Raw genomic sequence first — 23,500 nt, forward strand, 5'->3', positions numbered from 1 at the left:
CGCTTGCACGTTCAAACGCGAATCCCGTGCGATAATGCCCGCATGAGCGTCATTCCATACGTGATCGAGCAGACGGGGCGCGGCGAGCGGACGTACGACATCTACTCGCGTCTACTCAAGGACCGCATCATCTTCCTCGGCACGCCGATCGACAGCCAAGTCGCGAATACCATCGTGGCGCAGCTGCTGCTGCTCGAAAGCCAGAATCCCGAGCGCGAGATCCAGTTGTACATCAACTGCCCGGGCGGCGAGGTGTACGCGGGTCTGGCGATCTACGACACGATGCAGTACATCAAGGCGCCGATCTCTACGATCTGCGTCGGCATCGCCATGAGCATGGGGAGCGTCATCCTCATGGCGGGCGACAAGGGCAAGCGTTTCGCGCTTCCCAACAGCCGCATCATGATTCACCAAGGCAGCGCGGGCTTTCGCGGCAACACGCCCGACCTCGAAGTGCAGGCGCGCGAAGTGCTGTACTTGCGCGACCGGATGTTCGACCTCTACGAGAAGCACACGACCGCGCCGCGCGAGAAGCTGTCGCGCGACATGGAGCGCGATTACTTCATGAATCCGCAGGAAGCCAAGGCGTACGGTCTGATCGACTCGGTGGTGGAGCACGTGCGTGACACGGGCATGGAAGTGGGGGTCTCCGATGGCTGACCGTTGCTCTTTCTGCGGCCGCTCGTATCCGCAGATCGCTCAACTGATCGAGGCGCCTTCGCGCGCCGCGTTCATCTGCAACGAGTGCGCCGAGCGCGCGCACGAACTCGTGAAGGCGAGCAAGCCCGGCAGTGGCGGCTTCGACCTTTCCGAACTGCCAAGTCCGCGCGACATCAAGGCGTACCTCGACGAGTACGTGATCGGGCAGGATGAAGCGAAGAAGGCGCTCGCCGTGGCGGTCGTGAGCCATTACCAGCGACTCGCCCATCCTGACGCGCACCTTGGCAAGTCGAACATCTTGCTGATCGGTCCGACGGGAACGGGCAAGACGCTGTTGGCGCAAAGCCTCGCCGAGATGCTGGAAGTGCCGTTCGCGATCGCGGACGCCACGACCTTGACGGAGGCGGGCTACGTCGGCGACGACGTCGAAAACGTCATCGTGCGTTTGCTGCAAGCCGCCGAGTACGACGTGGAGGCGGCCGAGCGAGGCATCATCTACATCGACGAGATCGACAAGATCGCGCGCAAGTCCGAAGGCACGAGCATCACGCGCGACGTGTCGGGCGAAGGCGTGCAGCAGGCGCTGCTCAAGATCATCGAGGGCACGGTGAGCCAAGTGCCGCCGCAAGGTGGCCGCAAGCACCCGCAGCAGGAACTCGTGCAGGTGAACACGAAGAACATCCTCTTCATCGTGGGCGGCGCATTCGACGGTCTCGACGAGCTCGCGCGTTCGCGCGCGAACGTGCGCTCGCTCGGCTTCGGCCGCGAGCTCAAGGGCGAGGAGACGACGGACTTGCGCTTCATCCCCGAGGACCTCGTGAAGTTCGGGCTCATTCCGGAGTTCGTGGGACGTCTGCCGCTGGTCGTGCAATTGCAGGATCTCGACGAGGAGGCGCTGGTGCGCATTCTGACCGAGCCCAACGGTGCGATCGCGCGTCAGTACGAGACCCTGTTCGGCTTCCAGAACGTGCGCTTGGAGTTCACGGAAGCGGTGCTGCGTGAAGTGGCACGGCGCGCGAAAGCGCGCGGTACGGGCGCGCGCGGGCTGCGCGCCGTGCTGGAAAAGGCGATGACCGACCTTCTGTTCGAGTTGCCGCTCGACGGTCTGTCGCACATCCACTTCGACGTGGAGAATCTCGACCAACCCCTCAAGGCAATTGAGTCAAAGGGACTCAAGAAGTCTGCTTAAAGCAACTTAAATTACAGCCATTTGCCTCACCGGTGCTTACAATTCGTGCATACCGGTGGGGTTATTCTTTATCATTCCACCCACCTCTAGGAGAGCAATGATCTGGGAACTTCCCGTAATCGCACTGAGAAGCACCGTGGTGCTACCTGGCACCACCACCAACATCGACGTGGGGCGTGCGAAGAGCAAGCGGGCCATCGACGAGGCGCAAGCTTCCGATCGCCGCGTGCTCCTGCTCACCCAACGTGATCAACGCACGGACGACCCCACCCTCGGCGAGATGTTCGATCTCGGCGTGCTCGCCGTCATCAAGCAAGTCGTGCGTCTGCCCGACTCCACCTTGCAAGTCCTGGTTGAAGCGCAAGAGCGCGCGCGAGTCGCCGGAACCGTTCCGTCCTCGTACCTGCGCGTGCGCGCCGAAACGCTGCCCCGCGAGGAAGGCGACAAGCGCGAAACGGAGGTGTTCCTCGCGGAAGCGAAGACGGCCTTCGAAGAGTACGTGCGCCAAAACAAGAACTTACGCCTCGACAACTACCAAGTCGACGCGATTCGCACCATGACGGACGCCGGTCTCGCCGCCGACACCATGGCGCACCACGCCACGTGGAGCGTCGAGGACAAGCAAAACATCCTCGAACTCGTCAACATCACGGCCCGCATCGAGAAGGTCGTCACGCTCCTCGGCCGCGAGCTCGAGCGCTTCAACATGGACAAGCGCATCTCCAGCCGCGTCAAAGAGCAGATGGACCAAAATCAACGCGAGTACTACCTGCGAGAGCAGATGAAGGCCATCTCCAAAGAGCTCGGCGGCGGCGAGGACGGCCCTGCCGAAGTCGAAGCGCTGCGCGAGAAGATCGAAGCGGCCGGCATGCCCGCCAACGTCAAGGACAAGGCCCTCAAGGAACTGCAACGCTTGGAGCGCACTCCCGGCGGCAGCCCCGAAGGCACCGTCATTCGCAACTACATCGACTGGTTGCTCGACACGCCTTGGAGCAAGCGCGACGAGGAAGTTCTCGACATCAAGCGCACCCGTGACATTCTCGACGAGGACCACTACGGCCTCGAAGACGTCAAAGAGCGCATCCTCGAGTTCCTCGCCGTACGCCAACTCACCCACAAGCCTCAAGCTTCGGTCGAAGGTGACCAAGCCAAAGCCGAGGACCGACCCGAGGACCGCGAACTGCGCGCCCCGATCTTGTGCCTCGTCGGCCCTCCGGGCGTCGGCAAGACGTCGCTCGGTAAGAGCGTCGCTCGCTCGCTCAACCGCAAGTTCGTCCGCATGGCCCTCGGCGGTGTGCGTGACGAAGCCGAGATTCGCGGCCACCGCCGCACGTACATCGGCTCCATGCCCGGCCGCATCATCCAAGGCATGAAGACGGCGGCCGTCGTCAATCCCATCATGCTGCTCGACGAAATCGACAAGATGTCGAGCGATTGGCGCGGCGATCCGTCGAGCGCCATGCTCGAAGTCCTCGACCCCGAGCAGAACCACACCTTCCAAGATCACTACCTGGAAGTGCCGTACGACCTCAGCCAAGTGATGTTCATCACGACGGCGAACTCTCTGCAAACGATTCCGCGTCCCCTGCTCGACCGCATGGAAGTCATCCAGATTCCCGGCTACACCATGCCCGAGAAGGTCGCCATCGCCCGGAAGTACCGCGTGCCGCGGCAACTCAAGGCGCACGGCCTCGAAGGCCGCGTGGAGATCACGGACGCCGCCCTCACGCGCGTCGTCGAGGAGTACACTGCCGAGTCGGGCGTGCGCAACCTCGACCGCCAGATTTCCAAGGTCGCCCGCAAGGCGGCGCGTGAACTGCTCGAGCAACCGTGGGACGGCTTGAAGGTCATCGACGCGACGGACGTTCCTCACTACCTCGGCGTGCCCCTGCACCGCCCCGAGCGCATGGAGAAGGAACCGCAAGTCGGCACCGCGCAAGGTCTCGCGTGGACCTCGGTCGGCGGCACGATGCTCGTCGTGGAAGCCCTCGCGACGCCGGGCAGCGGCAAGATCAACATGACGGGCTCCCTCGGAGACGTCATGAAGGAGTCGGTGCAAGCCGCCGTGGCGTACTTGCGCGCCAACGCCGAGAAGTACGGCGCGGACCCCGAGTTCTACAAGAAGCTCGACTTGCACGTCCACTTCCCCGACGGCGCCACGCCGAAGGACGGTCCCAGCGCGGGCATCACGATCGCCACGGCCGTCACGTCCGCCATCACGGGCCGCGCCGCCCGCATGGACATCGCCATGACCGGCGAAATCTCGCTGCGCGGCAAGGTCTTGCCGATCGGCGGCGTGAAGGAGAAGCTCCTCGCCGCGCACCAAGGCGGCATCCGCACCGTCATCGTGCCGCAGGACAACGAGCCGAACTTGCAAGACGTGCCGGAAAGCATTCGCGGCGAATTGACGATTCACCCCGTCGAGAACGTTTCGCAAGTCCTCGACCTCGTCCTCTTGCCCTTGCCCGAACAGCCGACCACGCCGCCCCCCTTCGCGGGACGCGACGTGACCCAGCCGGGCGCGTAAATTCCGCCTCCGGCCCCCTCTCCCCTCCAAGGGAGAGGGGGCGTTCGTATCGGCTTACAGCTCGAGTTGAAGCGCGCGCACGAGGAACGCCAAGACGTCGGCCGTTTCCTCGATGATCAACTTCGTCGGCTTGCCTTGCCCGTGGCCCGCCTTCGTCTCCACGCGAATCAGGATCGGAGCGTCGCAGCCTTGCGCGGCTTGCAAGGCCGCCGTGAACTTGTACGAGTGGGCCGGGACGACGCGGTCGTCGTGGTCTCCGGTCGTGACGAACGTCGGCGGATAGCAGGTACCCGGCACGACGTTGTGCACAGGGCTGTACTTCAACAACGTCTCGAACTGCTCGGGATCGTCGCTGGAGCCGTAGTCGCTCACCCACGCCCAACCGATCGTGAATTTATGGAAGCGCAGCATGTCCAGCACGCCCACGGCCGGAAGGCAAGCGCCGAACAAGTCGGGGCGCTGCGTCATGCACGCGCCGACGAGCAAGCCGCCGTTGCTGCCTCCTTGAATGGCGAGCTTGTCAGGGCGCGTGACGCCCGAGATGACGAGGTGCTCGGCACAGGCGATGAAGTCGTCGAAGACGTTTTGCTTTCCGTGCACGGTGCCCGCTTCGTGCCACGTCTCGCCATACTCGCCGCCGCCCCGCAAGTTTGCCACGGCGAGCACGCCGCCCATCTCCAGCCACGGTAGGCGCGTCACGGCGAAGCTGGGCGTGAGCGAGACGCCGAAGCCTCCGTAACCGTACAGCAAGGTCGGACTCGAGCCGTCGAGCGCCAAGCCCTTCTTGTGCACGAGGAACATCGGGACGCGCGTGCCGTCCTTGCTGACCACGAATTCTTGGCGCGTCTCGTAGCGCGAGGCGTCGAAGGGCATCGCAGGCGTTTCGAGCGCGGTCGCTTCTCCCGCCGCGAGGTCGAGGCGATACGAAGTCGTCGGGAAGAGAAAGGAGGCGAAGCCGAAGAAAGCCTCGGACTCGTCGGGCTCGGTGTTGACGGTCGTCACGGTGCCGAGGGCGGGCAATTCGACGTCGGCCACGAAGGCACCCCGGCGGGTAAAGCGGCGCAAGCGGTGCGTCGCGTCCGCCTCGTAAAGCGCCAAGAGCTCGCCTTGCGCCAAGTCGACGCTCACCAACTTGTGCTCGCTTTCGGCGATCACGTCCTGCCAGCCTCGCTCGGGCCGCGTCACGTCGATCGACACGAGCTTTCCGAGCGGAGCCTTCGCGTCCGTCTGCACGTAGAACGTACTGCCGTCGCTTCCGACGAACGCGTACATCGCTTCGAACGACGACACGAGCTCCACGAAGTCACCAGTCGACTCGAGGGGACGAACGGCGAGGAGGCTCTTCGGGCTCGTGCCCTTCCACGTCGTCAAAACGAGGTAGCGACCGTCGTGCGTGACGCTCGCGTGAAAGCCGCGCTCGGGATCGTCGGGACGCTCGTACACGAGCTCGTCTTGCGCTTGAGGCGTGCCGAGACGGTGCAAGTACAACTGCTGCCCGTAGTTCGCGCTCGTCAGCGCTTCTCCTTCGCTCGGCGCGGGGTAGCGACCGTAATAAAAGCCGCTCGCGTCAGGCAACCACGCCGCCCCGCTGAACTTGCTGAGCTCGAGCTTGTCGGGCAGGTCCTCACCCGTCTGGACGTCGCGCACGAACCACGTCTGCCAATCCGATCCTCCTTGGCTGACGGCGTACGCGAGAAATCGTCCGTCTCGGCTCACCGAGAGGTTGCGCAGCGACGCCGTGCCGTCGTCGCTGAATCCGTTCGGGTCGAGAAGTTCGCGTTCACCGCGCTCGTCGGAAACGAACAGGACGTCCTGATTCTGCAAGCCGGTGTTCTTGAAGCGGAAGAGCTTGCCGCCGCGTCGCCACGGCACGCCGTTCCTCGGGTAGTTCCACAACGCCGTGAGGCGTTCGCGCAAGCGGTCCCGCTCGGGAATGCCAGCGAGGTACGCGAAGGTGAGGCGATTTTGCGCTTCCACCCACGCTTTCGTCTCGGCGCTGTTGGGATTTTCGAGCGGGCGGTAAGGATCGGGGATGGTGGTGCCGTGGTAGTCGTCGACCTGGTCGCCACGCGGCGCGGAGGGATAGGGAAGGCGGGTGATCGTCACCCGCCCAGCATACAGGCGGACGCCAAACGAGCCGTGCGTGAACGACTGAGGGGTCGTTCACGCACGGCTCGTTTGGCGTCAGACTTCTGCGAAAGCCTTGAAGTTCGCGGCTTTGTCGTGCAGACCCATGCGCTCGTACGTCTCGCCGAGCTTCAAGGCGAAAAATTGAATGGCCTGCGCGTCTTCGCGGCGCTCGGCAGCTTCGAGACACTGGCGGTAATGCAGGACGGCGAGGTGCAAGGCGCCTTCGGTAGAGGCGCGCTCGGCGCGGCAGTGACACAAACGCAGTGCAACGATGTCGAGCGGGGGGCGTTCCATGAGCAACCCAAGTGTAGGCGTGCGTGCTGCTTCATGACTGCGAGTTAACGCAGTTTTACTTTTCAAACCGTATTCATTAACCTTGCGCGCCTTCGTGTAAGACTTCGTGACCAGCGAAATGGCTCGACGTTCAACAGTTTTTTAGGTCTCAACGCCGATGAGCGGCGATCAACAAGCCGCCGCCCGCCGCGAGGTACAGCAAGTTGGGCGCCCACGCGGCGAGAGCCGGGTCGAGCGCGCCTTGCTCGCCCATCACGCGAAAGACGCTGGACGTCGCGTAGTACGCGAAGGTCAACAGCACCACCCACACGAAGCCGACGCTCGTGCCACTACGAAACGAGAAGAGCGCCAGGGCCACCCCGAAGAACGCGAAGGCCAGAGCGGCGAGCGGCTGCGCGAACTTGCGTTGCAGCGCCGTCGCCTCCAAGTAGGCCACTCCGCCGTTCTTCTTGACTTCCGTGATGCGCGTTCGTAACTCGGCGAGCGACAAGTTCACCGGGGCGAGCGAGGAATTGCCGACTTGCAAGTTCGCTTGAAGGTCCTGCACGGGCAAATCGACGGACGAGAACGTCATGATCATGATGGGTTGCGCGCCTTGGTACGTGACACGCTGACCGTCCTCGAGGCGCAGGGTTCCCGTCTTGAGATCGACGCGTCCGCGTGCCGCCGTGAACACTTCCTTCGGCGGCCCGCCTTCCTCGGTCTGCACGATCCGCACGCCTTCGAACCGCCCGTCGTCCAGCACGCGGTCGAAGCTGTAAGCGCGGCCGAGGGCGTCGCGCAAGACGGTCTTCGCTTGATCCAAACCCAGCACGCGCGGATTGTCGAGCAGGATCTCGCGGCCCGTCTGCTGAGCTTGGACGGCGGCGCGCGGCACGAGCGTCTCGCCGTTGAGGAAGCTCAGGACCGCGACGAGCAGCGCCAAACCCAACAACGGCCACAACAGCCGCGTGGCGGAAAAGCCGCCGGCGGACAAGCCCTTGAGCTCCGAATCGGACGCGAGCCGTGACAAGCCCAGCAGCACGGCGAACAGCAATCCGAGCGGCAAGCCCGTCGAGAGCCCGAGCGGCACGGCATACGCGGCGAGTTGCGCGACGAGCAGCGGCGCCGCTCCCTTCGCAATGAGCGGTGCGAGAACGTCGTACAACGCGCCCAGCAAAAAGAACAAAATCACGGCGACCGTACCCCCCGCGAGCAGCGGCAGGATCTCGGCGAGGACGTAGCGTGTGACGCGCGTCATCGCAGCCTCCACGACATGCCGAGCGCGAAGAGGAGCAGCAGCACGCTCGGAAGCCAAGCCGCCGTCATCTCGGAGATCGAGCCGACCCGGACGAGCTGTGGCATGAGGCTCCACACGATGTACGTTCCGAGGATCAGCAGCACCACGCTCGCGAAGGCCCACGCGCGATTAGGCAGCAGCAATCCGAGGGCGCCCGCCGCGAGCGCGAATCCCAGCGCGGCGAACGGATCGGCGAAGCGTCGGTACAACTCGAAGCGCGCGGCGCGCAGATCGCGCACGTCTTGCGACGTGTCGGCGGCCTTGGCGCGTAACTGCGCGAGGCCGAGTTGCTCGGGAGGCTTGGTGGCGGGCCGCAAGACGTCGCCTTGCTTGAATTCACGCGGCTGCGGCACGTACGTCGGGGATCCGCCGTCGCGCGTCTCCCAATACCCGTCGAGCGTCCACGTCTGGCGAGCCGCGTCCCACGAGCCGGTGGACGCGGTGTACGTCACGCCCGTCTGCTGCACGAGGATTCCTTGCAGCAAAGCTTTGGTGGCGACCTTGGGATCGGTCTGGACGGTGCCCGCGTAAAAGAACGAATCGCCTTCGCGGTGCGCGTAGCGTTTCTCGTTGGGCACTTGCGGCACCGAGTTGTACATGCGGTACCAAGCCGAGAGCATGCGAACGTTGCTGTCGGGCGCGATGACGTTCGCGTTGACGAACGTCAGGCCGGTCACGACGAGGCCGATGACTCCGAGCGGCCACAGCATGCTGAGAGGGCGGACACCCGCCGCCGCGATCGCCTTGAACTCGCTGTCCTTCGCCATGCGTCCGAACGCGATGAGCACCGCGAACACGACGGCGGCGGGAAGGATGCGCCCGAGAATCGTCGGGAGGTAGTTCACGTAGAACTCCAAGGCAAGCAGGGGCGGCGTTTGGCTGCGTAGCATGAACCCCGCGATGGTGCTCATGAGGTCGGTCGTGGAAAGCAGCAGGAAGAGGAGGAAGCCGACCGCGTACAGCGGCACGACTTCACGGGCGATGGACCAGGCGAGCCTCGGCACGCCCGACATTTTAGAGTGCCGAAGATGAAGAGTGCTGCGCGAATCGCGCGCATACGCGTCGGCCTAGACTGTCGTCATGCCCGACAAGGACTTTCTGAGGCGGCGCAACGAGGCGTGGCGGAACTTGCGCGAAGCGAAGCCCGACACGCCCGAATTCGAGACGGCCTTACGAGACTTGCAGCGTCTCATCGCTTGGCCGAGAAACCGCATCCTGGCGGGGTTGGGATGGACGCCGGACGAGTCGATTCAAGACGGTTGAATCCACTGAGGCTCGGGCTCGATGCCTTCGGCCGGAGCCTTTCCGGGCTCCAAGCCGGAGTTCGCGGTCGTTTGCACGGGGCGCAGCGTCATGTCGCGGTCGCACGTCATCTGGCACGACAAGCGCGCCGTACCCAGCAATCCCTTGCTTTCCAGCACGGCACGCTCGGCGACCGTCATTCGCTCGGGTTCGCCGCTCGTGAACTCGACGCGGCACGTCGTGCAGCGAGCCTGCCCGCCGCAGCGATGCAAAATGTCCACGCCCGCGCGCTCCAAGGCGAGCACGAGGCGCACGTCTGATTCGACTTCGAAGCTTCCGTATCCAGCCACGTCAAGGGTCGGCATGCCGAGGAGTGTACGCCGCGCGACACCTCCACTTCCTTTCTGAATGCCACACAATCGCTGGCTGAAGCTTCCTCTATGCCGCGTAGAACCCGCCGAGCCTCGTCGTTCTCTACGCTCGGAACATGACGTCACGCACGGAATTGCTGCAAGAAGAGTACTTGCGTCGAGAAGGCGAGAAGGCAGGCGAGTTCCGGTACTTCTATCCTGACGGAACCGAGCTCGCGGACGAGGCGGCGCTCGCGCGCATCGCGAAACTCGCCGTGCCGCCCGGCTACACGGACGTGTTCGTGTCGCCCGACCCGGACGCGGAATTGCAAGCGTTCGGCCGCGACGCGGCGGGGCGGTTGCAGTACCGCTACCATTCCGATTTTCTCCAGGAAGGCGCGACGCGCAAGTGGAAGCGCCTCGCCCAGTTCGCGCGCGCCCTGCCGCAAGTTCGGCAGCTCACGAGCGCCGACCTGCGCCGCCCGGGCTTGCCGAAGCGCAAGGTGCTCGCGCTCATGACGCGCGTGCTGTACGTCGCGCACTTTCGCGTCGGGTCCGAGGAGTACGCCGCGAAGAACAAGACGTTCGGCCTTTCGACATTGCACGAACGGCACGTGAAGGTGAACGGGAAGGTCGTGGAGTTCAAGTTCAAAGGCAAACACGGCATTTGGCAGCACAAGGCGACCACCGACGCCACCCTCGCCGCGAATGTTCAAAAGATCCTCGACTTGCCCGGCAAGCACTTGTGGAAGTACGTGGACGAGGACGGGGCGGTCGTTCGCTTGAAGTCGGGCGACCTCAACGCGTACTTGCGTGACGTGATGGGGCCGTTCACGGCCAAGGACTTTCGCACGTGGGGAGGCACGCTTCTCGCCGCCGAGTACCTCGCCGAGGCGGGCGTCGCCGACAGCGAGCGCGAGGCGCGCAAAGTCGTCGTGGCTTGCCTCAAGGCGGTCGCGGAGGATCTCGGCAACACTCCGGCGGTCGTGCGGGCGCACTACGTCTGCCCCGTGATTTTCGACCGCTACTTCGAAGGCAAGGTGCTCGACGACTACGAGCCGCGCACGTCGCGCGAACAAGCCAACGCCCTCGAGGGACTGTCCCGCTCCGAACAAGCGCTGGCGCGCATGCTCGACGAGGAGTTCAAGCCCAAACGTCGCGGCCGCAAACTCGTGGTGCCAAGCGAGCAGGCCGCCGACTGATCGTCGAGAGCGGCCTCAAGGGAAAAGGCGGAGTGGCTGAAGGTGAGTCGGAAGGCCCCGTCATTCGCGGCGGGGTTTCGGCGACAGGCCGCTCCTGGAAACGTGCGGGGCCGAGTTCGCTTCGCCCACCATTCGGCAACTTTCCAACAGCAGCGCTCCCGCGCCACGTCACCTACTCGGTTCGCCGCGCCAATCGAGAAGGTGGTCGTGTTGGCGTCGCCGCTTGCTCGGGCGCGTCTATCCTCGCCGCGCTGAACCGACTCCTCTCAAGGCCGACGAGCCTGAACCGCTCCTGAACGCTTCGCCGCCGCTTGCGGCACGAGTTGACCGATCGCCGTGTTGATCCACTCGAAGGCCGCCGGGATGTCCGAGAGGGTGTTGACGGTCTTTGCCGATCCGTGGTTCATGAACGCGTACACGATGTGCTCGCCGCTCGGAAGCTCCAGGTAACCCGTCATCGTGAGAATGCGCCATCCGCTGCCACCCTTGCCCCCGAAGTACGAGAACGGGCCGAAGGCGCGCTTTTCGCAGCAGCCGAGCTTGAGCGTGTCGCGCAAGAACTCTTGCGCGCCGAGCGAGAGGCCGCTCTTGAGATGCTCGTGAGCGAGGAGCGTGGCGAACTCGAAGGGCGTGGAGGCGTTTTGAGTGTCGCGGTCGATGTCGGGCGAGTACACCTTGCTCGCGAAGTAGCGGTCCAGCGCCGACTCCACGGTGTTCGCCTGAAGCGTCTTGGCGGTCGCGTCGAGGGAACGGGCGAGCTTGAGCTGCTCTTCGCGTGGCGCGCTCGCGAAACGGGCGGCGGCGTTCTTGAGGTTCTCACGTGGAAACTCCTTGCTGAGGCCCGCCTGCGCGGTCCACCACGTCTTGGTGGGGAGCAGAAGCCTCGTGCGGCACAACCCCAGCTCGTCGGCGAGCAGTTGTGGCTTCTCGAGGCCGATGCGGCGATGCAAGAGGTCCGTCGCGGTGTTGTCGCTGCGCGAAATCATGAGGCGCAGCAGGGTCGCGACATCGTTCGCTCCCTTCGGAAAGGCGCCGAGGCTGCGGTTGGCGTCGTCCGTGACGAGCCGATCCGAGAGCTTGAGGCGTCCCGCGTCCACTTCGCGCAGCACCGCCCACAGCAACGGGCCCTTGTACGAACTCGCGAGGGGAAACTGCGCGTCCGCGTTGCGCACGATCGCTCGAAGAGGCTGGGCGGTGACAGGATCGATGACGGCCACGTACAGGCCGAGTTCTCCCGTGAGGTTCTTGGCGGCGGGTGCGCTCAAGGTCAAAACGCCCGTACGACTCGTGACGCACGCCGTTGCTGGCGTGGACGCCGTCGCGTTCAGGACGCCCGGTCCGAGGTCGACTACGAGTCGCGCGCCTTCCGGCGAGGTGCCCGTCCCGGCGATCAGCGAAACTTGGAAGGCGCCGTTCAGCGGAAGGAACGTCTCGATGGTCCACACCGACCCGCTGCCTTCGCTCGAGAGCCGAGCGGATTTCACTTCGCGGCTCGTGACGGCGGGCGCCTCGCTCAAAAGCGTGTCGAACACGATCCTCAGGCCGTTCGACGTTGGCTCGACGCGGTAAGTCGGTGACGTGATCGGCAGATCGAGAACGAGACGGGTGTAGCCGTCGTGCTGCCCGACACGTTGCGTGACGGCGACGGCACTGGGGGCGGCGACGGGAGGCGTGGGGGTCGTGGCCGAAGCGACGGACAACAGCAGCGCGGTAAAGACGAGGTGAAGATGACGCATGTTGAGTCTCATCATGCCTCACGCGTCGTCGAATCGACATGAAAAAATCCGGCTCGGAGAAGAGCCGGATTCGTCGACGCCGTGCGTCAGAGAATTTGGATGTTCTCGGGAAGGCGACGCAGCGCCTTCGTGGAAATCCACACGCGCTTGACTTCGCCGTCCACGAGGACGGTCTTCTTTTGCAAGTTCGCGTGCTGACGACGCTTGGAGATGCCCGTGGTCTTGCGACCCACGCCACCTTGCGCCTTGGCTTTACCGCGTCGAGTGACGCTGTTCACGACCATGCTGCTCTTGCCCGTAACGAAGCACTTTTTCGCCATAGTTCTCACTCCTTGCGCCCGCTGACGAGTAGGGGCCAACCTTTGCCGCGAGGGCAACCAAGGGGAAAGTGTATCAGATTTGGTGCTGTTTGTCTCGCCTCGGCTCTCGATGCTCTGCCTGCCGCCGCGTCGCAAGGTTGGCGTCATTGACTTCTTAATGCAATTGCGTTATCAATATCGCGATTGGCGTTCGCCGAAGGAGTTTCCATGCGCCCCCTGCCTATCCTCACCCTGCTGCTGCTGAGCGCGGCCGCCGCGCAAAGCGCTCCGCTTCGCGTGGTCGCGACGTTCAGCATCCTCGGCGACTTCGTCCGGGTCGTCGGCGGCAAGCGCGTGAACGTCAGCAACCTCGTTCCCCCGAACGCGGACGTCCACACCTTCCAGCTCAGCACGGGCGACATTCGGGCGCTCGCCGGAGCGCGCGTCGTCTTTCAAAACGGCTCGGGCTTCGAACCTTGGTTCGAGCAGCTTCGCAACACCGTCGACTCGAAGACGCGCGTCGTCATCCTCACGAACGGCTTGTCGCTTCGAAGCGCCTCCGGTGGGCAGGGACGCGCCGACAAAGATCCGCACGCGTGGTGGAATTTGGACAACACGGCGCGCTACGTCGACAAAATTCGAGACACTTTGACGTCCCTCGATTCGGCGGGCCGATCGGTGTACGCATCCAACGCCGCCGCGTACGTCAAGCGACTTCGCGACCTCGATGCCTACGCCAAGCGCAAGGTCGCCACGTTGCCCGCCGCGCGACGTCTGCTCGTCACGAACCACGACGCCCTCGGCTACTTCGCCGACCGCTACGGCTTCAAGCTCGTCGGCGAAGTCTTCCCGGGACGTGGGACCGAGCAGGAGCCCAGCGCCCGTGAAACTGCCCGGCTCATCGACGCCATCGGCAAGACGGGCGTGAAGGCTATCTTCACCGAGAACACCGTCAATCCGCGCCTCGCGCAGAACATCGCCCGAGAGACGGGGGCGAAGATCGCGCCGCCCCTGTACACCGACGCGCTCGGTTCGAGCGGTTCGAGCGGCGACACGTTCCTCAAAGCCTTTCGCTTCAACGTCGACACGATCGTGAGCGCCCTCAAGTGACCGCCGCGTCCGCTCTCGGCACCGAATTGTTCGCCGCGCGCGATCTCGGCGTTCGCTACGGATCACATGTGGCGCTCGAGCACGCCACGCTCTCGCTTCACCGTGGAGAGTGCGTCGCCATCATCGGGCCGAACGGAGCAGGGAAGAGCACGCTGCTCAAGGCCCTGCTCGGCCTCGTACCGACGAGCGACGGCACCCTCGCCTTCGACGCGGCGATCGCCGCCAAGCCGCGCGACGCCATCGCGTACGTGCCTCAGCAGCAGACTCTGGACTGGACGTTTCCCCTCACGGTGTGGGACGTCGCGATGATGGGCCGCACCGGACGCCTCGGCTGGCTGCGCTTGCCTCGCGGGCGCGACCGCGAGATCGTGAAGGACGCGCTGACGGCGACGGGAGTGCTGAACCTCGCGCGACGGCCCGTCTCCGACCTCAGCGGCGGCCAGCGCCAGCGCGTCCTGCTCGCGCGCATGCTGGCCCGCGAAGCGGACTTGCTGCTGCTCGACGAACCGCTCACCGGGGTCGACGCGGCGACCGGCGCGAAGGTAATGGCCTTGCTGCGCGAGCAGGCCGAGCGAGGTCGTGGCGTGCTGCTCGTCACGCACGACTTGGAGGAGGCCGCCCGCTGGGCCGACCGACTCGTGCTCGTCAACCGCCGCGTAGTCGCACAGGGCATCCCGAGCGAGGTGTACACGCCGAGCAACGTCGAAGCGACCTTCTCCAGCAGCCACCTCGGTCACACGCACGCGGAAGCTTGAGGTCGGCGTGAACTGGCTGCTCGAACCCCTTCACTACGAGTTTTTCACGCGGGCCCTGCTCGGGGTCACGCTCGTGTCCGTCATGTGCGCCGTTATCGGCGTGTACGTCGTGCTGCGCGGCTTGTCGTACATCGGGGACGCGATGAGCCACGCGGTCTTTCCGGGAATCGTCGCGGCGTTTTTGCTGAAGACGAACTTGCTGCTCGGCGCGGTCGTCGCGGCGGTCCTGACGTCGCTCGGCATCGGCTTCGTGTCGAACCGCAGCGGTTTGAAGCAGGACAGCGCGATCGGGATCGTGTTCGTGGGAATGTTCGCCTTGGGCGTGGCCTTGCTGTCGCGCGCCCAAACTTACGCCGTGGACCTGGCGAACTTCCTCGTCGGCAATCCTCTCGGTGTGTCCCGCGCCGATCTGCTGACTTCCGCCGGGGTCACGGCCCTCATCGCCTGCGTGCTTGCCGCGTTTCACAAGGAACTCGTGCTGCTCGCCTTCGATCCGACGGAAGCGCGCGCCATCGGCCTGCCCGTGTCGCGGCTCAACAATCTGCTGCTGGTCCTGATCGGACTCGTCGTGGTGCTGACGATTCAACTCGTCGGAACGACCCTCTCGGTGAGCTTGCTGGTGACGTCTTCGGCGACGGCTCGTCTGCTGACGCGCGGATTGCGCTCGATGATGCTCGTGGCGGCGTTGCTGGGCGTCTCGGCGGGCGCGGTGGGTCTTTACGCGTCGTACTACCTCGATCTCGCTCCGGGCGCGACGATCGTCTTGGCGAACACCGTGATGTTTCTGCTCGTTTTGCTGACGCGCCGCAAAGCTTAACGAGAATTTGGTTTCGCATCACAAAATATTAGATTTAGGCATGCCTAAAATAGATCATGTCGCGCCGCCTTCTCTCCCACGCGGCCGAGGACTACCTCAAACACCTCTACCTCCTCGGTCAAGACGGTAAAGTCAGCACCCAAGCGCTCGCCGAAGCCCTCGACGTCACGCCCGCCTCGGTCACCGGGATGCTGCGCAAGCTCGCCGAGCAACACCTCGTCACGCACGCCTCCTACCAAGGCGCGAGCCTCACGGTGGAAGGCGAACGCATCGCCTTGGAGATCTTGCGCCACCACCGCCTGCTCGAACTCTACTTGCACCGCGCGCTCGGCTACGCCCTCGACGAAGTGCACGACGAAGCCGAGAAACTCGAGCACGTCATCAGCGAGGACTTCGAAGCGCGCATCGCCGACTGGCTCGGCCATCCGACCCACGATCCGCACGGCGATCCCATCCCGAGCTCCACCCTCGAACTGCCGCCGTCGGACTCGCAACCTCTCGGCAGCCTCGCCGTCGGCGAAAACGCCTTCGTGCGGCGCATTCCCGACGAAACCCTGCTGCTGCGCTCCCTGATGTCGAGCGGCCTCACGCCGAGCGCGAGCGTCACCGTCCTGCGCCGCGAGGAAGGACTCGGAACGCTCACCGTTCGCATCGACGGCGTCGAACGCACCCTCGCCCTCACCATCGCCGACCGCGTCCTCGTCACGCCCGCCGCCGTGCGCGAAGGCGGGGTGGGCGCGTGATTCTCTCTCGTCGTCGAGAACGCGGGCCCAAAGTTCCCCTCGGCGCGCGCCTCGCCTTTCTCGGCCCCGCCCTCGTCGCGTCCGTGGCGTACATGGACCCGGGCAACTTCGCCGCGAACATCTCCGGAGGCGCCGCCTTCGGCACGGCCCTCGTGTGGGTCGTGGTCGCCGCGAGCCTCATGGCGATCCTCGTGCAGATTCTGTCGGCGAAGCTCGGGCTCGCCACCGGCGCCAGCCTTCCCGAACTCATTCGCGACACGTGGCCCGACTGGGCGTCGAAACTCTACTGGGCGCAAGCGGAACTCGTCGCGATGGCGACGGACCTCGCCGAGTTCCTCGGGGCGTCCATCGCGCTGCAACTGCTGCTGCACTGGCCGCTGTGGCTCGGCGCGATCGTCACCGCCGTCTTCACCTTCGCCCTGCTCGCCGCGCAAGGCCGCAAAGGACGCGTCCTCGAAATCGTCGTGGGCGCCTTCGTGGGCTTCATCGCGCTGTGCTACGTCGTCGAACTCGCCCTCTCGCACGGTGCGAGCGCCGTCGCGCGCAGCCTCTTGCCGCACGCCTTGCCCGACGGCGCGTTGCTGCTCGCCGTCAGCATCGTCGGCGCGACCGTCATGCCGCACGTCATCTACCTCCACGGCGCCCTCACGAAAACGCGGCACACCACGCCCGCCCAAGCCAAGAGCGCCGGGCTTCTCAACGCCGTCAGCGTCACGGTCGCCCTCTTGATCGCGGGGTTCGTGAACGTCGCGATGCTCGGCGTGAGCGCCGCCACCTTCCACGCGACCGGCCACAACGACATCGCCGATCTCGCGACCGCCTACCATACCCTCACGCCGTTGCTCGGCGGTTTCGCCGCGACCGTCTTCGGCGTCGCGCTGCTCGCGTCGGGCCTCTCGTCGAGCGTCGTCGGCACGCTCGCTGGGCAGATCGTCATGGAAGGCTTCACGGGCTGGAAAGTTCCACTTTGGCTGCGCCGCCTCGTGACGCTGCTTCCAGCCGTCGTCGTGATCCTGCTCAACGTCGACCCGACGCGCGCCCTCGTGTGGTCCCAAGTCGCCCTCAGCTTCGGCATTCCCTTCGCCCTCGTGCCCCTGCTGATCTTCACGAGCCGCTCCAAGCTCATGGGCTCGCTCGTGAACACGCGTCTCGTCACGCTGCTCGGCGCGGTCGCCGCCCTGCTTGTGATCGGCCTCAACGTCGCGTTCCTGGTGCAACTGTGAATCGGGTGCGGCGATGAAAAGGACTTTGCTGCTGCTGCCACTCCTGACCGGTTGCGCCGCCACCGTGGCCGAAGAGGACTTGTCACAGCGCCGCATGCGCGTCACGACGACCGTCAACATGCTCACGGACGTCGTTCGGCAAGTCGGCGGGAAGCGCGTGACCGTCACGGGCCTCATGGAACCCGGCGTGGATCCCCACTACTACAAGGCGTCCGCCGGAGACGTCCGCACGCTCGCCAAAGCCGACGTCACCTTTTACGTCGGCCTTCACCTCGAAGGCAAGATGAGCGAGATCCTGGAGCGCATGGACCGCTTCCACCCGACCTTCGCCGTCGGCGAGGCCATTCCGACGAACCGTCTGCACCGCGTCGCCAGCGGCGTCGATCCGCACGTGTGGTTCGACGTGAGCTTGTGGAAGTACACGGTCGGCGCGGTGCGCGCGGGCTTGACGAAGATGGACCCCGCCAGCGCTTCTTACTACGCGAACAACGCACGCCGCTATCTCGCCGAGCTGTCACGCCTCGACACTTGGGTGGAGTCGGAACTCGGCCGCATTCCCAAGGCGCGCCGCGTCCTGATTTCCGCCCATGACGCCTTCGGCTACTTCGGAGAGCGCTACGACGTCGAAGTGCGCGGCTTGCAAGGCATCTCCACGGTCGCCGAGGCAGGCACGCATGACGTGCGCGGCCTCGCCGCCTTCATCGCCGAACGCGAAATCGGCGCGATCTTCGTGGAGTCCAGCGTGCCGAGACGCAACGTCGAAGCGGTACGCCAAGCCGTCCTCGCCCGCGGCCACGACGTCGAGATCGGCGGAGAGCTCTTCACCGACTCCGCCGGTGCCGAAGGCACGCCCGAAGGCACCTACGTCGGCATGATTCGTCACAACGTCGAACTTCTCGTGAAGGCCCTTCGATAGGGGAGCTGATGACCACCTCCATGAACACCGTACTGACCGCCGCACCTCTCGACGTGCGCGACCTCACCGTCGCGTACCGAGACACGCCCGTACTGCGAAACATCCACCTCTCCTTTCCGGCAGGGCAATTGTGCGCCATCGTCGGCCCGAACGGCGCGGGAAAGAGCACGCTCATCAAGGCGGCCCTCGGGCTCGTGCCGCTCGCGGCGGGCCGCGCCTTGTTCTTCGGACAAAACCTCAAGGTCGCGCGTCAACGCGTCGGGTACGTGCCTCAACGCGGCAGCGTCGACTGGGATTTCCCGACGTCCGCCCTCGACGTCGTCACGATGGGTCTTTACGGCCGCCTCGGATGGATTCGCCGCCCGGGCCGACACGAGCGCGACGTGGCGATTGCATGCCTGGAACGCGTCGGACTCGCCGACTTCGCGGCGCGTCAAATCTCCCAACTGTCCGGCGGTCAGCAGCAACGGGTGTTCCTCGCGCGGGCCTTGGCACAAGACGCCGACTTGTACTTCATGGACGAGCCGTTCGCGGGCGTCGACGAGCCTACCGAAAAGGCGATCTTCGAGGTACTGCGCGATCTGCGCGCGTCGGGCAAGACGGTCATCGTCGTGCACCACGACCTCGAAACGGTTCGCGACTACTTCGACTGGGTGGCCCTCCTCAACGTCTCCGTCATCGCGAGCGGCCCCTTGCCCACCGTGTTCACGCCCGAAAACCTCCACGCGACGTACGGCGAGCGCGCCCGCCTCTCGTTTCTGCGCGAGGCCGCCGATGATTGACGTCCTCACGGACTACACCTTGCGCAACGTCACCCTCGGCGCGGCCCTGCTCGGCGTGGTAGGCGGCGTTCTCGGGAGCTTCGCGGTGCTGCGCCGCCAAAGCCTCATCGGGGACGCGCTCGCGCACGCGGCGCTGCCCGGCATCGTCCTCGCGTTTCTCGCGACGGGCGCCAAGGCCGCCTTGCCCCTCCTGCTCGGCGCAGGCGTCGCGGGCTGGCTCGGCTCGCTCGCCGTGATCGCCATTCTGCGCGTTACGCGGCTCAAGGAAGACGCGGCCCTCGGCGTGGTCCTCTCGGGCTTCTTCGGCTTCGGCATCGCCTTGCTGACCTTCGTGCAACACTCGGGCCGCCCGAACCAAGCGGGCCTCGACGCCTTTCTCTTCGGACAGGCGGCGACGATCGTGGCGTCGGACGTCACGACCTTCGCCGTGCTGGGCGGCTTGGCCCTGGGCATCGTCGCGCTGCTGTACAAGGAGTTCAAGCTGCTGTCCTTCGATTCCGACTTCGCCGCGAGCCTCGGGCTGCCCACGGGTGTCCTGGGCGCCCTCTTGACGAGCCTCACCGTCCTCGCCGTCATGATCGGCTTGCAGACCGTCGGGGTCGTGTTGATGGCGGCGATGCTGGTCGCGCCCGCCGCCGCCGCTCGGCAATGGACGGACTCGCTGTCGAAGATGTTGCTGCTCGCGGGGGCCTTCGGGGGCGCGTCGGGCTTTTTCGGCGCGGCGATCTCCGCCACGCGCGACGGCCTGCCGACCGGACCACTCGTGATCCTCGTGGCGACGGGCATCGCCCTCGCATCGCTGCTGTTCGCTCCTCTGCGCGGCGTCGTTCCTTCGCTGCGTCGCGAGAAACGCGCCCGCGCCCGCGTCCGCTCCGAGGTGACGTCGTGAGCGTCGACGCGATCATTCTCGGCACGGCGATTCTCGTGGCGCTCGCCACGGCACCGCTCGGCGTGTTTCTCGTGCTGCGCCGCCTCGGCCTCATGGCGGACGCCATTTCGCACGCCGTCCTGCCGGGCATCGTCCTGGCGTTCTGGCTCACGGGCGGATCGTACTCCACCTTGCCGAACTTGCTCGGCGCGGCGTTCGTCGGATTGCTGACCGTCACGCTCGTCGAACTGCTCGCGAAAACCGGGCGGGTGCGAGGCGACACCGCGATCGGCTTGGTCTTCCCGGCGTTGTTTAGCTTCGGCGTGCTCGCCGTCTCGCTGTACTACCAAAACGTCCACCTCGACCTCGACGCCGTTTTGTACGGCGAAATCGCCTACACGCCCTTCAACGACTTCATCGTGGGCGACCGGAATGTCGGGCCCGCCAGCCTGTGGATTCTCGGCGCGCTCGCCCTCGTGAACTTCGCCTTCGTGGGCCTGCTTTACAAAGAGCTCAAAGTCTCCACCTTCGACGCCTCGCTCGCCGCCTCGCTCGGCTTCGCGCCCGCCTTGCTGCACTACCTTCTCATGGCGCTCGTGTCCATGACGACCGTCGGCGCTTTCGAGGCGGTCGGCGCGATTCTCGTCATCGCCTTCCTCATCGTCCCCGCCGCGACGGCCTACCTCCTCACGCGCCGATTGTCGAGGATGCTGCTCCTCACCGTGCTCGTCGGCGCGGTCGCCTGCGTCGTCGGCTACGCCGCGGCGATCTTCGTGGACGCCTCGATCAGCGGCGCCATCGCCACGGTTCTCGGCTTGCAGTTCGCCCTCGCCGCGCTGCTCTCACCGCACGGCGGCGTCCTCACGACCCTCGTTCGCCGCCGCGCCGGGTGGCAAGCCAAGTCGCGCCCCGAGAAGCGCGCGGGCCTCCACTGAGTCTCCCGGCGCGTCCTGGCGCGCTTTCAAGGCAACGGCGCTTGCTTCCCGGCGACCTGTAGCCGACCTCCTAGCGTTCGCGGCACGCCAAACCTCAAGCTGAGCGCGTGCGACCACTTCTTCTCGCCGTGCCCCTGCTGCTCGGGGCCGCCGCCGCGCAAAGCGCCGCGCCGCTTCCGTCCCTGCCGCCCGCCGCGACCTTTCCTCTTCGCATCGACATCATGAGCCAGCGCAGCTACCCTGGCAGCGACCTCGTCATCGAGCAGACGCTGAGCTCGGGCGTGAACTACAAGCGTTACATCGCGTCGTACCGCTCGGACGGCCTCAAAATCTACGGGCTCCTCACCGTTCCGAACGCCGCCGTCCCGAAAGGCGGTTTTCCCGGCCTCGTCTTCATGCACGGGTACATCCCGCCGAACGTGTACCGCACGACCGAGCGTTACATCGCGTACGTGGACGCGTTCGCTCGGGCGGGCTTCGTGGTGTTCAAACCGGACTTGCGAGGCCACGGCAGTTCGCAAGGCGAAGCGCAAGGCGCGTATTGGCGGCCTGATTACACCATCGACACCCTCAACGCCTTCGCGAGCCTGCGCCGCTTCAAAACAGTGAATGCCGATCGCATCGGCATGTGGGGCCACTCGATGGGCGGCTACCTCACGCTGCGGGCCATGGTGCTCGACAAGCGCATCAAGGCGGGCAGCATTTGGGGCGGCGTCGTCGCGCCGTACAACGACATCCTCAACAACTGGCATCGCCGTGACGGCGGCGGTCCGCCGCCGAACTCGCCGTCACGGCGCACGCGAACGCAGATCCTCGAGACGTACGGCACGCCGCAAACGAATCCGAGCTTCTGGAACGCCATCTCGGCGAACTCGTACCTCGCGCGCTTGAACGGCCCCGTCGAGCTTCAGCACGCCATCGGCGACGCCACGGTTCCCGTCGCGTTTTCCCGCTCGCTCGCGACGGGTCTGCGCGCCGCCGGAAAAACGTACACCCTCTTCGAGTATCCGGGTGACGACCACAACATCAGCCGCAACTTGTCCACGGCCCTGCGGCGCTCCGTGGAGTTCTTCCGCCGAAGCCTCTAAGACTCCGGACTTACTTTTCTCGCTGCGGCGAGTGCTCTTCGGCCTTGACGGTCGCGCTGAAGTCCTTGGGCGACAACCGCGCGACCGCCAACCAGAAGTCCTCGAAGGTCCGCACGACTTCCAGGAACTCCGGAAGGCTCACCGGCTTCGGAATGTACGCGTTGGCGTGCAGGTTGTACGAACGCCAGATATCCGCTTCCGCTTGTGACGTCGTGAGCACGACCACGGGAATGTTGCGCAACCGCTCGTGGCTTTTGAGCTCTGCCAGCACTTCCAAACCGTTCATACGCGGCATATTGAGGTCGAGCAGCACCACGTCGGGCGTCGGCGCGTTCACGAACGAGCCCTGCTTGTACAGGAACTCCAAGGCTTCCACGCCGTCACGGGCCACGTGCACGCGATTCTCGACACGCGCTTCCTCGAAAGCGAGCTGAGTGAGCATCACGTCCGCTTCGCTGTCGTCCACCAACAGAATATCGATCATCAAAGAGTCCTTGAGGTGTCACGACCGCGTGAGTCCACGCGAGACGCCGACATGATACCTCAACTTTCGCTCAACCCTTCGTGACGTTTACGCCCTTGAAGTTCGCGGGTCGACGCTCCTTGAACGCCGCGAGACCTTCGGCGTGTTCAGCGCCGCTGCCGACGATTTCTTGCACGTGCGCCTCGTACTCCAGCGCCTCGTCGAGCGTGCTCGACATCGCCTTCGTGAGGGCGCGCTTCGTGAGACCGAGAGCCTTCACGGGCCGCGCGGCGAGCTTCTCGGCGTAGGCGCGAACGTCCTCCATGAACGACGCCGCCGGAAAGACCCGCTCGCACAGGCCGAGCCGCAAGCCCTCGGCGGCGTCCACGCGATCCGCGAACGCCATGAGCTCGAACGCCTTGTTGAAGCCCACGAGGCGCGGCAACGTCCACGTGCTGCCCGAGTCGGGAACGAGCGCGATGTTCGAGAACACCTCGATGAACACGGCGCTTTCCGACCACAAGCGAATGTCGCCCGCGAGCGCGAGGCTGGCGCCTGCTCCGGCCGCGACGCCGTTCACCGCCGTGACGATCGGCTTCTCGATAGAGCGCATCTTGCTCACGAGCGGATTGTAGGTGTGCTTGAGGTGCTCGGCGAAGCCCATGTCACGCGCCGAGACGTCACCGAGGTCTTGCCCCGCGCAAAAGCCTCGGCCCGCGCCTGTCAGGACAATCACACGCACGGCGTCGTCACGCTCGGCTTTCTTCAACGCGTCGAGCAATCCGAGCAGCAACGCGTCGTTGGCGGCATTGAGCTTGTCGGGGCGATTCATCGTGAGGGTCAGCACGCCTTCACGCAGGTCTTGCAGCACCACGCTTTCTTGCGTCATGCG

Annotated in this window: 24 protein-coding genes; 15 read left to right on the plus strand and 9 right to left on the minus strand. The window is 65.2% G+C overall.

The features are described from left to right. Nucleotides 1-42 precede the first annotated feature (42 nt). From clpP to lon, 3 genes are all read left to right on the plus strand, one after another. Nucleotides 43-660 (plus strand): ATP-dependent Clp protease proteolytic subunit, encoded by a 618-nt coding sequence (clpP, locus tag DES52_RS11515; protein ID WP_110886958.1) that lies wholly within the window; start codon nt 43-45, stop codon nt 658-660. After that, a complete protein-coding gene (gene clpX / locus DES52_RS11520; protein WP_110886959.1) occupies nt 653-1,849 on the plus strand; it encodes an ATP-dependent Clp protease ATP-binding subunit ClpX in 1,197 nt (398 codons plus the stop codon). Before clpP ends, clpX begins: the two co-directional genes overlap by 8 nt. Nucleotides 1,850-1,946: 97 nt before the next feature. Next, nucleotides 1,947-4,376 carry an endopeptidase La gene (gene lon / locus DES52_RS11525; RefSeq protein ID WP_110886960.1) on the plus strand — a complete coding sequence of 810 codons (2,430 nt, stop codon included), beginning with the start codon at nt 1,947-1,949 and terminating at the stop codon, nt 4,374-4,376. Between the two features lie 54 nt (nt 4,377-4,430). Here lon and DES52_RS11530 read toward each other — a convergent pair whose 3' ends face one another. From DES52_RS11530 to DES52_RS11545, 4 genes are all read right to left on the minus strand, one after another. Beyond that, nucleotides 4,431-6,482, minus strand: a complete 2,052-nt coding sequence (locus DES52_RS11530; RefSeq protein ID WP_211317915.1) for a prolyl oligopeptidase family serine peptidase — start codon at nt 6,480-6,482, stop codon at nt 4,431-4,433. 78 nt (nt 6,483-6,560) lie between these two features. Further along, nucleotides 6,561-6,800, minus strand: a complete 240-nt coding sequence (locus DES52_RS11535) for a hypothetical protein (protein ID WP_110886961.1) — start codon at nt 6,798-6,800, stop codon at nt 6,561-6,563. Nucleotides 6,801-6,948: 148 nt separating this feature from the next. Next, entirely contained in the window at nt 6,949-8,040 is a 1,092-nt protein-coding gene (locus DES52_RS11540; RefSeq protein WP_110886962.1) for an LptF/LptG family permease, read from the minus strand. After that, complete coding sequence (locus DES52_RS11545; RefSeq protein WP_170131018.1) at nt 8,037-9,083, minus strand: LptF/LptG family permease; 1,047 nt, start codon at nt 9,081-9,083, stop codon at nt 8,037-8,039. Before DES52_RS11545 ends, DES52_RS11540 begins: the two co-directional genes overlap by 4 nt. Nucleotides 9,084-9,159: 76 nt before the next feature. Between DES52_RS11545 and DES52_RS11550 the strand changes: the two genes are divergently transcribed. Further along, nucleotides 9,160-9,342 carry a hypothetical protein gene (locus DES52_RS11550; RefSeq protein ID WP_110886964.1) on the plus strand — a complete coding sequence of 61 codons (183 nt, stop codon included), beginning with the start codon at nt 9,160-9,162 and terminating at the stop codon, nt 9,340-9,342. Here the strand turns inward: DES52_RS11550 and DES52_RS11555 are convergent. After that, nucleotides 9,330-9,686, minus strand: a complete 357-nt coding sequence (locus DES52_RS11555) for a 2Fe-2S iron-sulfur cluster-binding protein (RefSeq protein WP_110886965.1) — start codon at nt 9,684-9,686, stop codon at nt 9,330-9,332. The genes DES52_RS11550 and DES52_RS11555 overlap by 13 nt on opposite strands. Nucleotides 9,687-9,808: 122 nt before the next feature. On the opposite strand from DES52_RS11555, the gene DES52_RS11560 reads away from it, so the two are divergent. Beyond that, a complete protein-coding gene (locus tag DES52_RS11560) occupies nt 9,809-10,873 on the plus strand; it encodes a DNA topoisomerase IB (protein WP_110886966.1) in 1,065 nt (354 codons plus the stop codon). A 266-nt stretch (nt 10,874-11,139) separates the two neighbouring features. On the opposite strand, the gene DES52_RS11565 is transcribed toward DES52_RS11560, so the two are convergent. Next, nucleotides 11,140-12,609, minus strand: coding sequence for a serine hydrolase (locus DES52_RS11565; RefSeq protein ID WP_170131019.1), 1,470 nt, complete (start codon nt 12,607-12,609; stop codon nt 11,140-11,142). 86 nt (nt 12,610-12,695) lie between these two features. Further along, complete coding sequence (rpmB, locus tag DES52_RS11570) at nt 12,696-12,929, minus strand: 50S ribosomal protein L28 (RefSeq protein WP_110886968.1); 234 nt, start codon at nt 12,927-12,929, stop codon at nt 12,696-12,698. 207 nt (nt 12,930-13,136) lie between these two features. Here rpmB and mntC point away from each other — a divergent pair, with 207 nt between their 5' ends. The 10 genes from mntC (at nt 13,137) to DES52_RS11620 (ending at nt 22,145) form a co-directional block, all read left to right on the plus strand. Next, a complete protein-coding gene (gene mntC, locus DES52_RS11575; RefSeq protein WP_110886969.1) occupies nt 13,137-14,018 on the plus strand; it encodes a manganese ABC transporter substrate-binding protein MntC in 882 nt (293 codons plus the stop codon). Then, nucleotides 14,015-14,773 (plus strand): manganese ABC transporter ATP-binding protein MntA, encoded by a 759-nt coding sequence (mntA, locus tag DES52_RS11580; protein ID WP_245900945.1) that lies wholly within the window; start codon nt 14,015-14,017, stop codon nt 14,771-14,773. The genes mntC and mntA overlap by 4 nt, the downstream gene beginning before the upstream one ends. A 7-nt stretch (nt 14,774-14,780) precedes the next feature. Continuing rightward, nucleotides 14,781-15,590: a manganese ABC transporter permease MntB gene (mntB, locus tag DES52_RS11585; protein ID WP_110886970.1), complete on the plus strand. Its 810-nt coding sequence runs from the start codon at nt 14,781-14,783 to the stop codon at nt 15,588-15,590. Between the two features lie 56 nt (nt 15,591-15,646). Beyond that, nucleotides 15,647-16,333, plus strand: a complete 687-nt coding sequence (locus DES52_RS11590) for a metal-dependent transcriptional regulator (RefSeq protein WP_110886971.1) — start codon at nt 15,647-15,649, stop codon at nt 16,331-16,333. Then, on the plus strand, nt 16,330-17,556 hold the full coding sequence (locus DES52_RS11595) for an Nramp family divalent metal transporter (protein WP_110886972.1): 1,227 nt from the start codon (nt 16,330-16,332) through the stop codon (nt 17,554-17,556). The genes DES52_RS11590 and DES52_RS11595 overlap by 4 nt, the downstream gene beginning before the upstream one ends. Nucleotides 17,557-17,569: 13 nt before the next feature. After that, nucleotides 17,570-18,472 carry a metal ABC transporter solute-binding protein, Zn/Mn family gene (locus DES52_RS11600; protein WP_110886973.1) on the plus strand — a complete coding sequence of 301 codons (903 nt, stop codon included), beginning with the start codon at nt 17,570-17,572 and terminating at the stop codon, nt 18,470-18,472. An 8-nt stretch (nt 18,473-18,480) separates the two neighbouring features. Then, complete coding sequence (locus DES52_RS11605) at nt 18,481-19,254, plus strand: metal ABC transporter ATP-binding protein (RefSeq protein WP_245900947.1); 774 nt, start codon at nt 18,481-18,483, stop codon at nt 19,252-19,254. After that, nucleotides 19,247-20,143, plus strand: a complete 897-nt coding sequence (locus DES52_RS11610) for a metal ABC transporter permease (RefSeq protein ID WP_110886974.1) — start codon at nt 19,247-19,249, stop codon at nt 20,141-20,143. Before DES52_RS11605 ends, DES52_RS11610 begins: the two co-directional genes overlap by 8 nt. After that, the gene (locus tag DES52_RS11615) at nt 20,140-21,057 is read left to right on the plus strand and encodes a metal ABC transporter permease (protein ID WP_110886975.1); all 918 of its coding nucleotides are present in this window, start codon (nt 20,140-20,142) and stop codon (nt 21,055-21,057) included. The genes DES52_RS11610 and DES52_RS11615 overlap by 4 nt, the downstream gene beginning before the upstream one ends. Before the next feature lie 107 nt (nt 21,058-21,164). Continuing rightward, a complete protein-coding gene (locus DES52_RS11620; protein WP_110886976.1) occupies nt 21,165-22,145 on the plus strand; it encodes an alpha/beta hydrolase family protein in 981 nt (326 codons plus the stop codon). A 10-nt stretch (nt 22,146-22,155) separates the two neighbouring features. Here the strand turns inward: DES52_RS11620 and DES52_RS11625 are convergent, their stop codons facing one another. Together DES52_RS11625 and DES52_RS11630 are read right to left on the minus strand one after the other, a co-directional pair. Further along, nucleotides 22,156-22,629, minus strand: coding sequence for a response regulator (locus DES52_RS11625; protein ID WP_110886977.1), 474 nt, complete (start codon nt 22,627-22,629; stop codon nt 22,156-22,158). A 70-nt stretch (nt 22,630-22,699) separates the two neighbouring features. Next, entirely contained in the window at nt 22,700-23,497 is a 798-nt protein-coding gene (locus DES52_RS11630) for an enoyl-CoA hydratase-related protein (protein WP_110886978.1), read from the minus strand. Nucleotides 23,498-23,500 lie beyond the last annotated feature (3 nt).

It is taken from the genome of Deinococcus yavapaiensis KR-236, assembly GCF_003217515.1.
Taxonomy (GTDB): Bacteria; Deinococcota; Deinococci; order Deinococcales; family Deinococcaceae; genus Deinococcus_A; species Deinococcus_A yavapaiensis.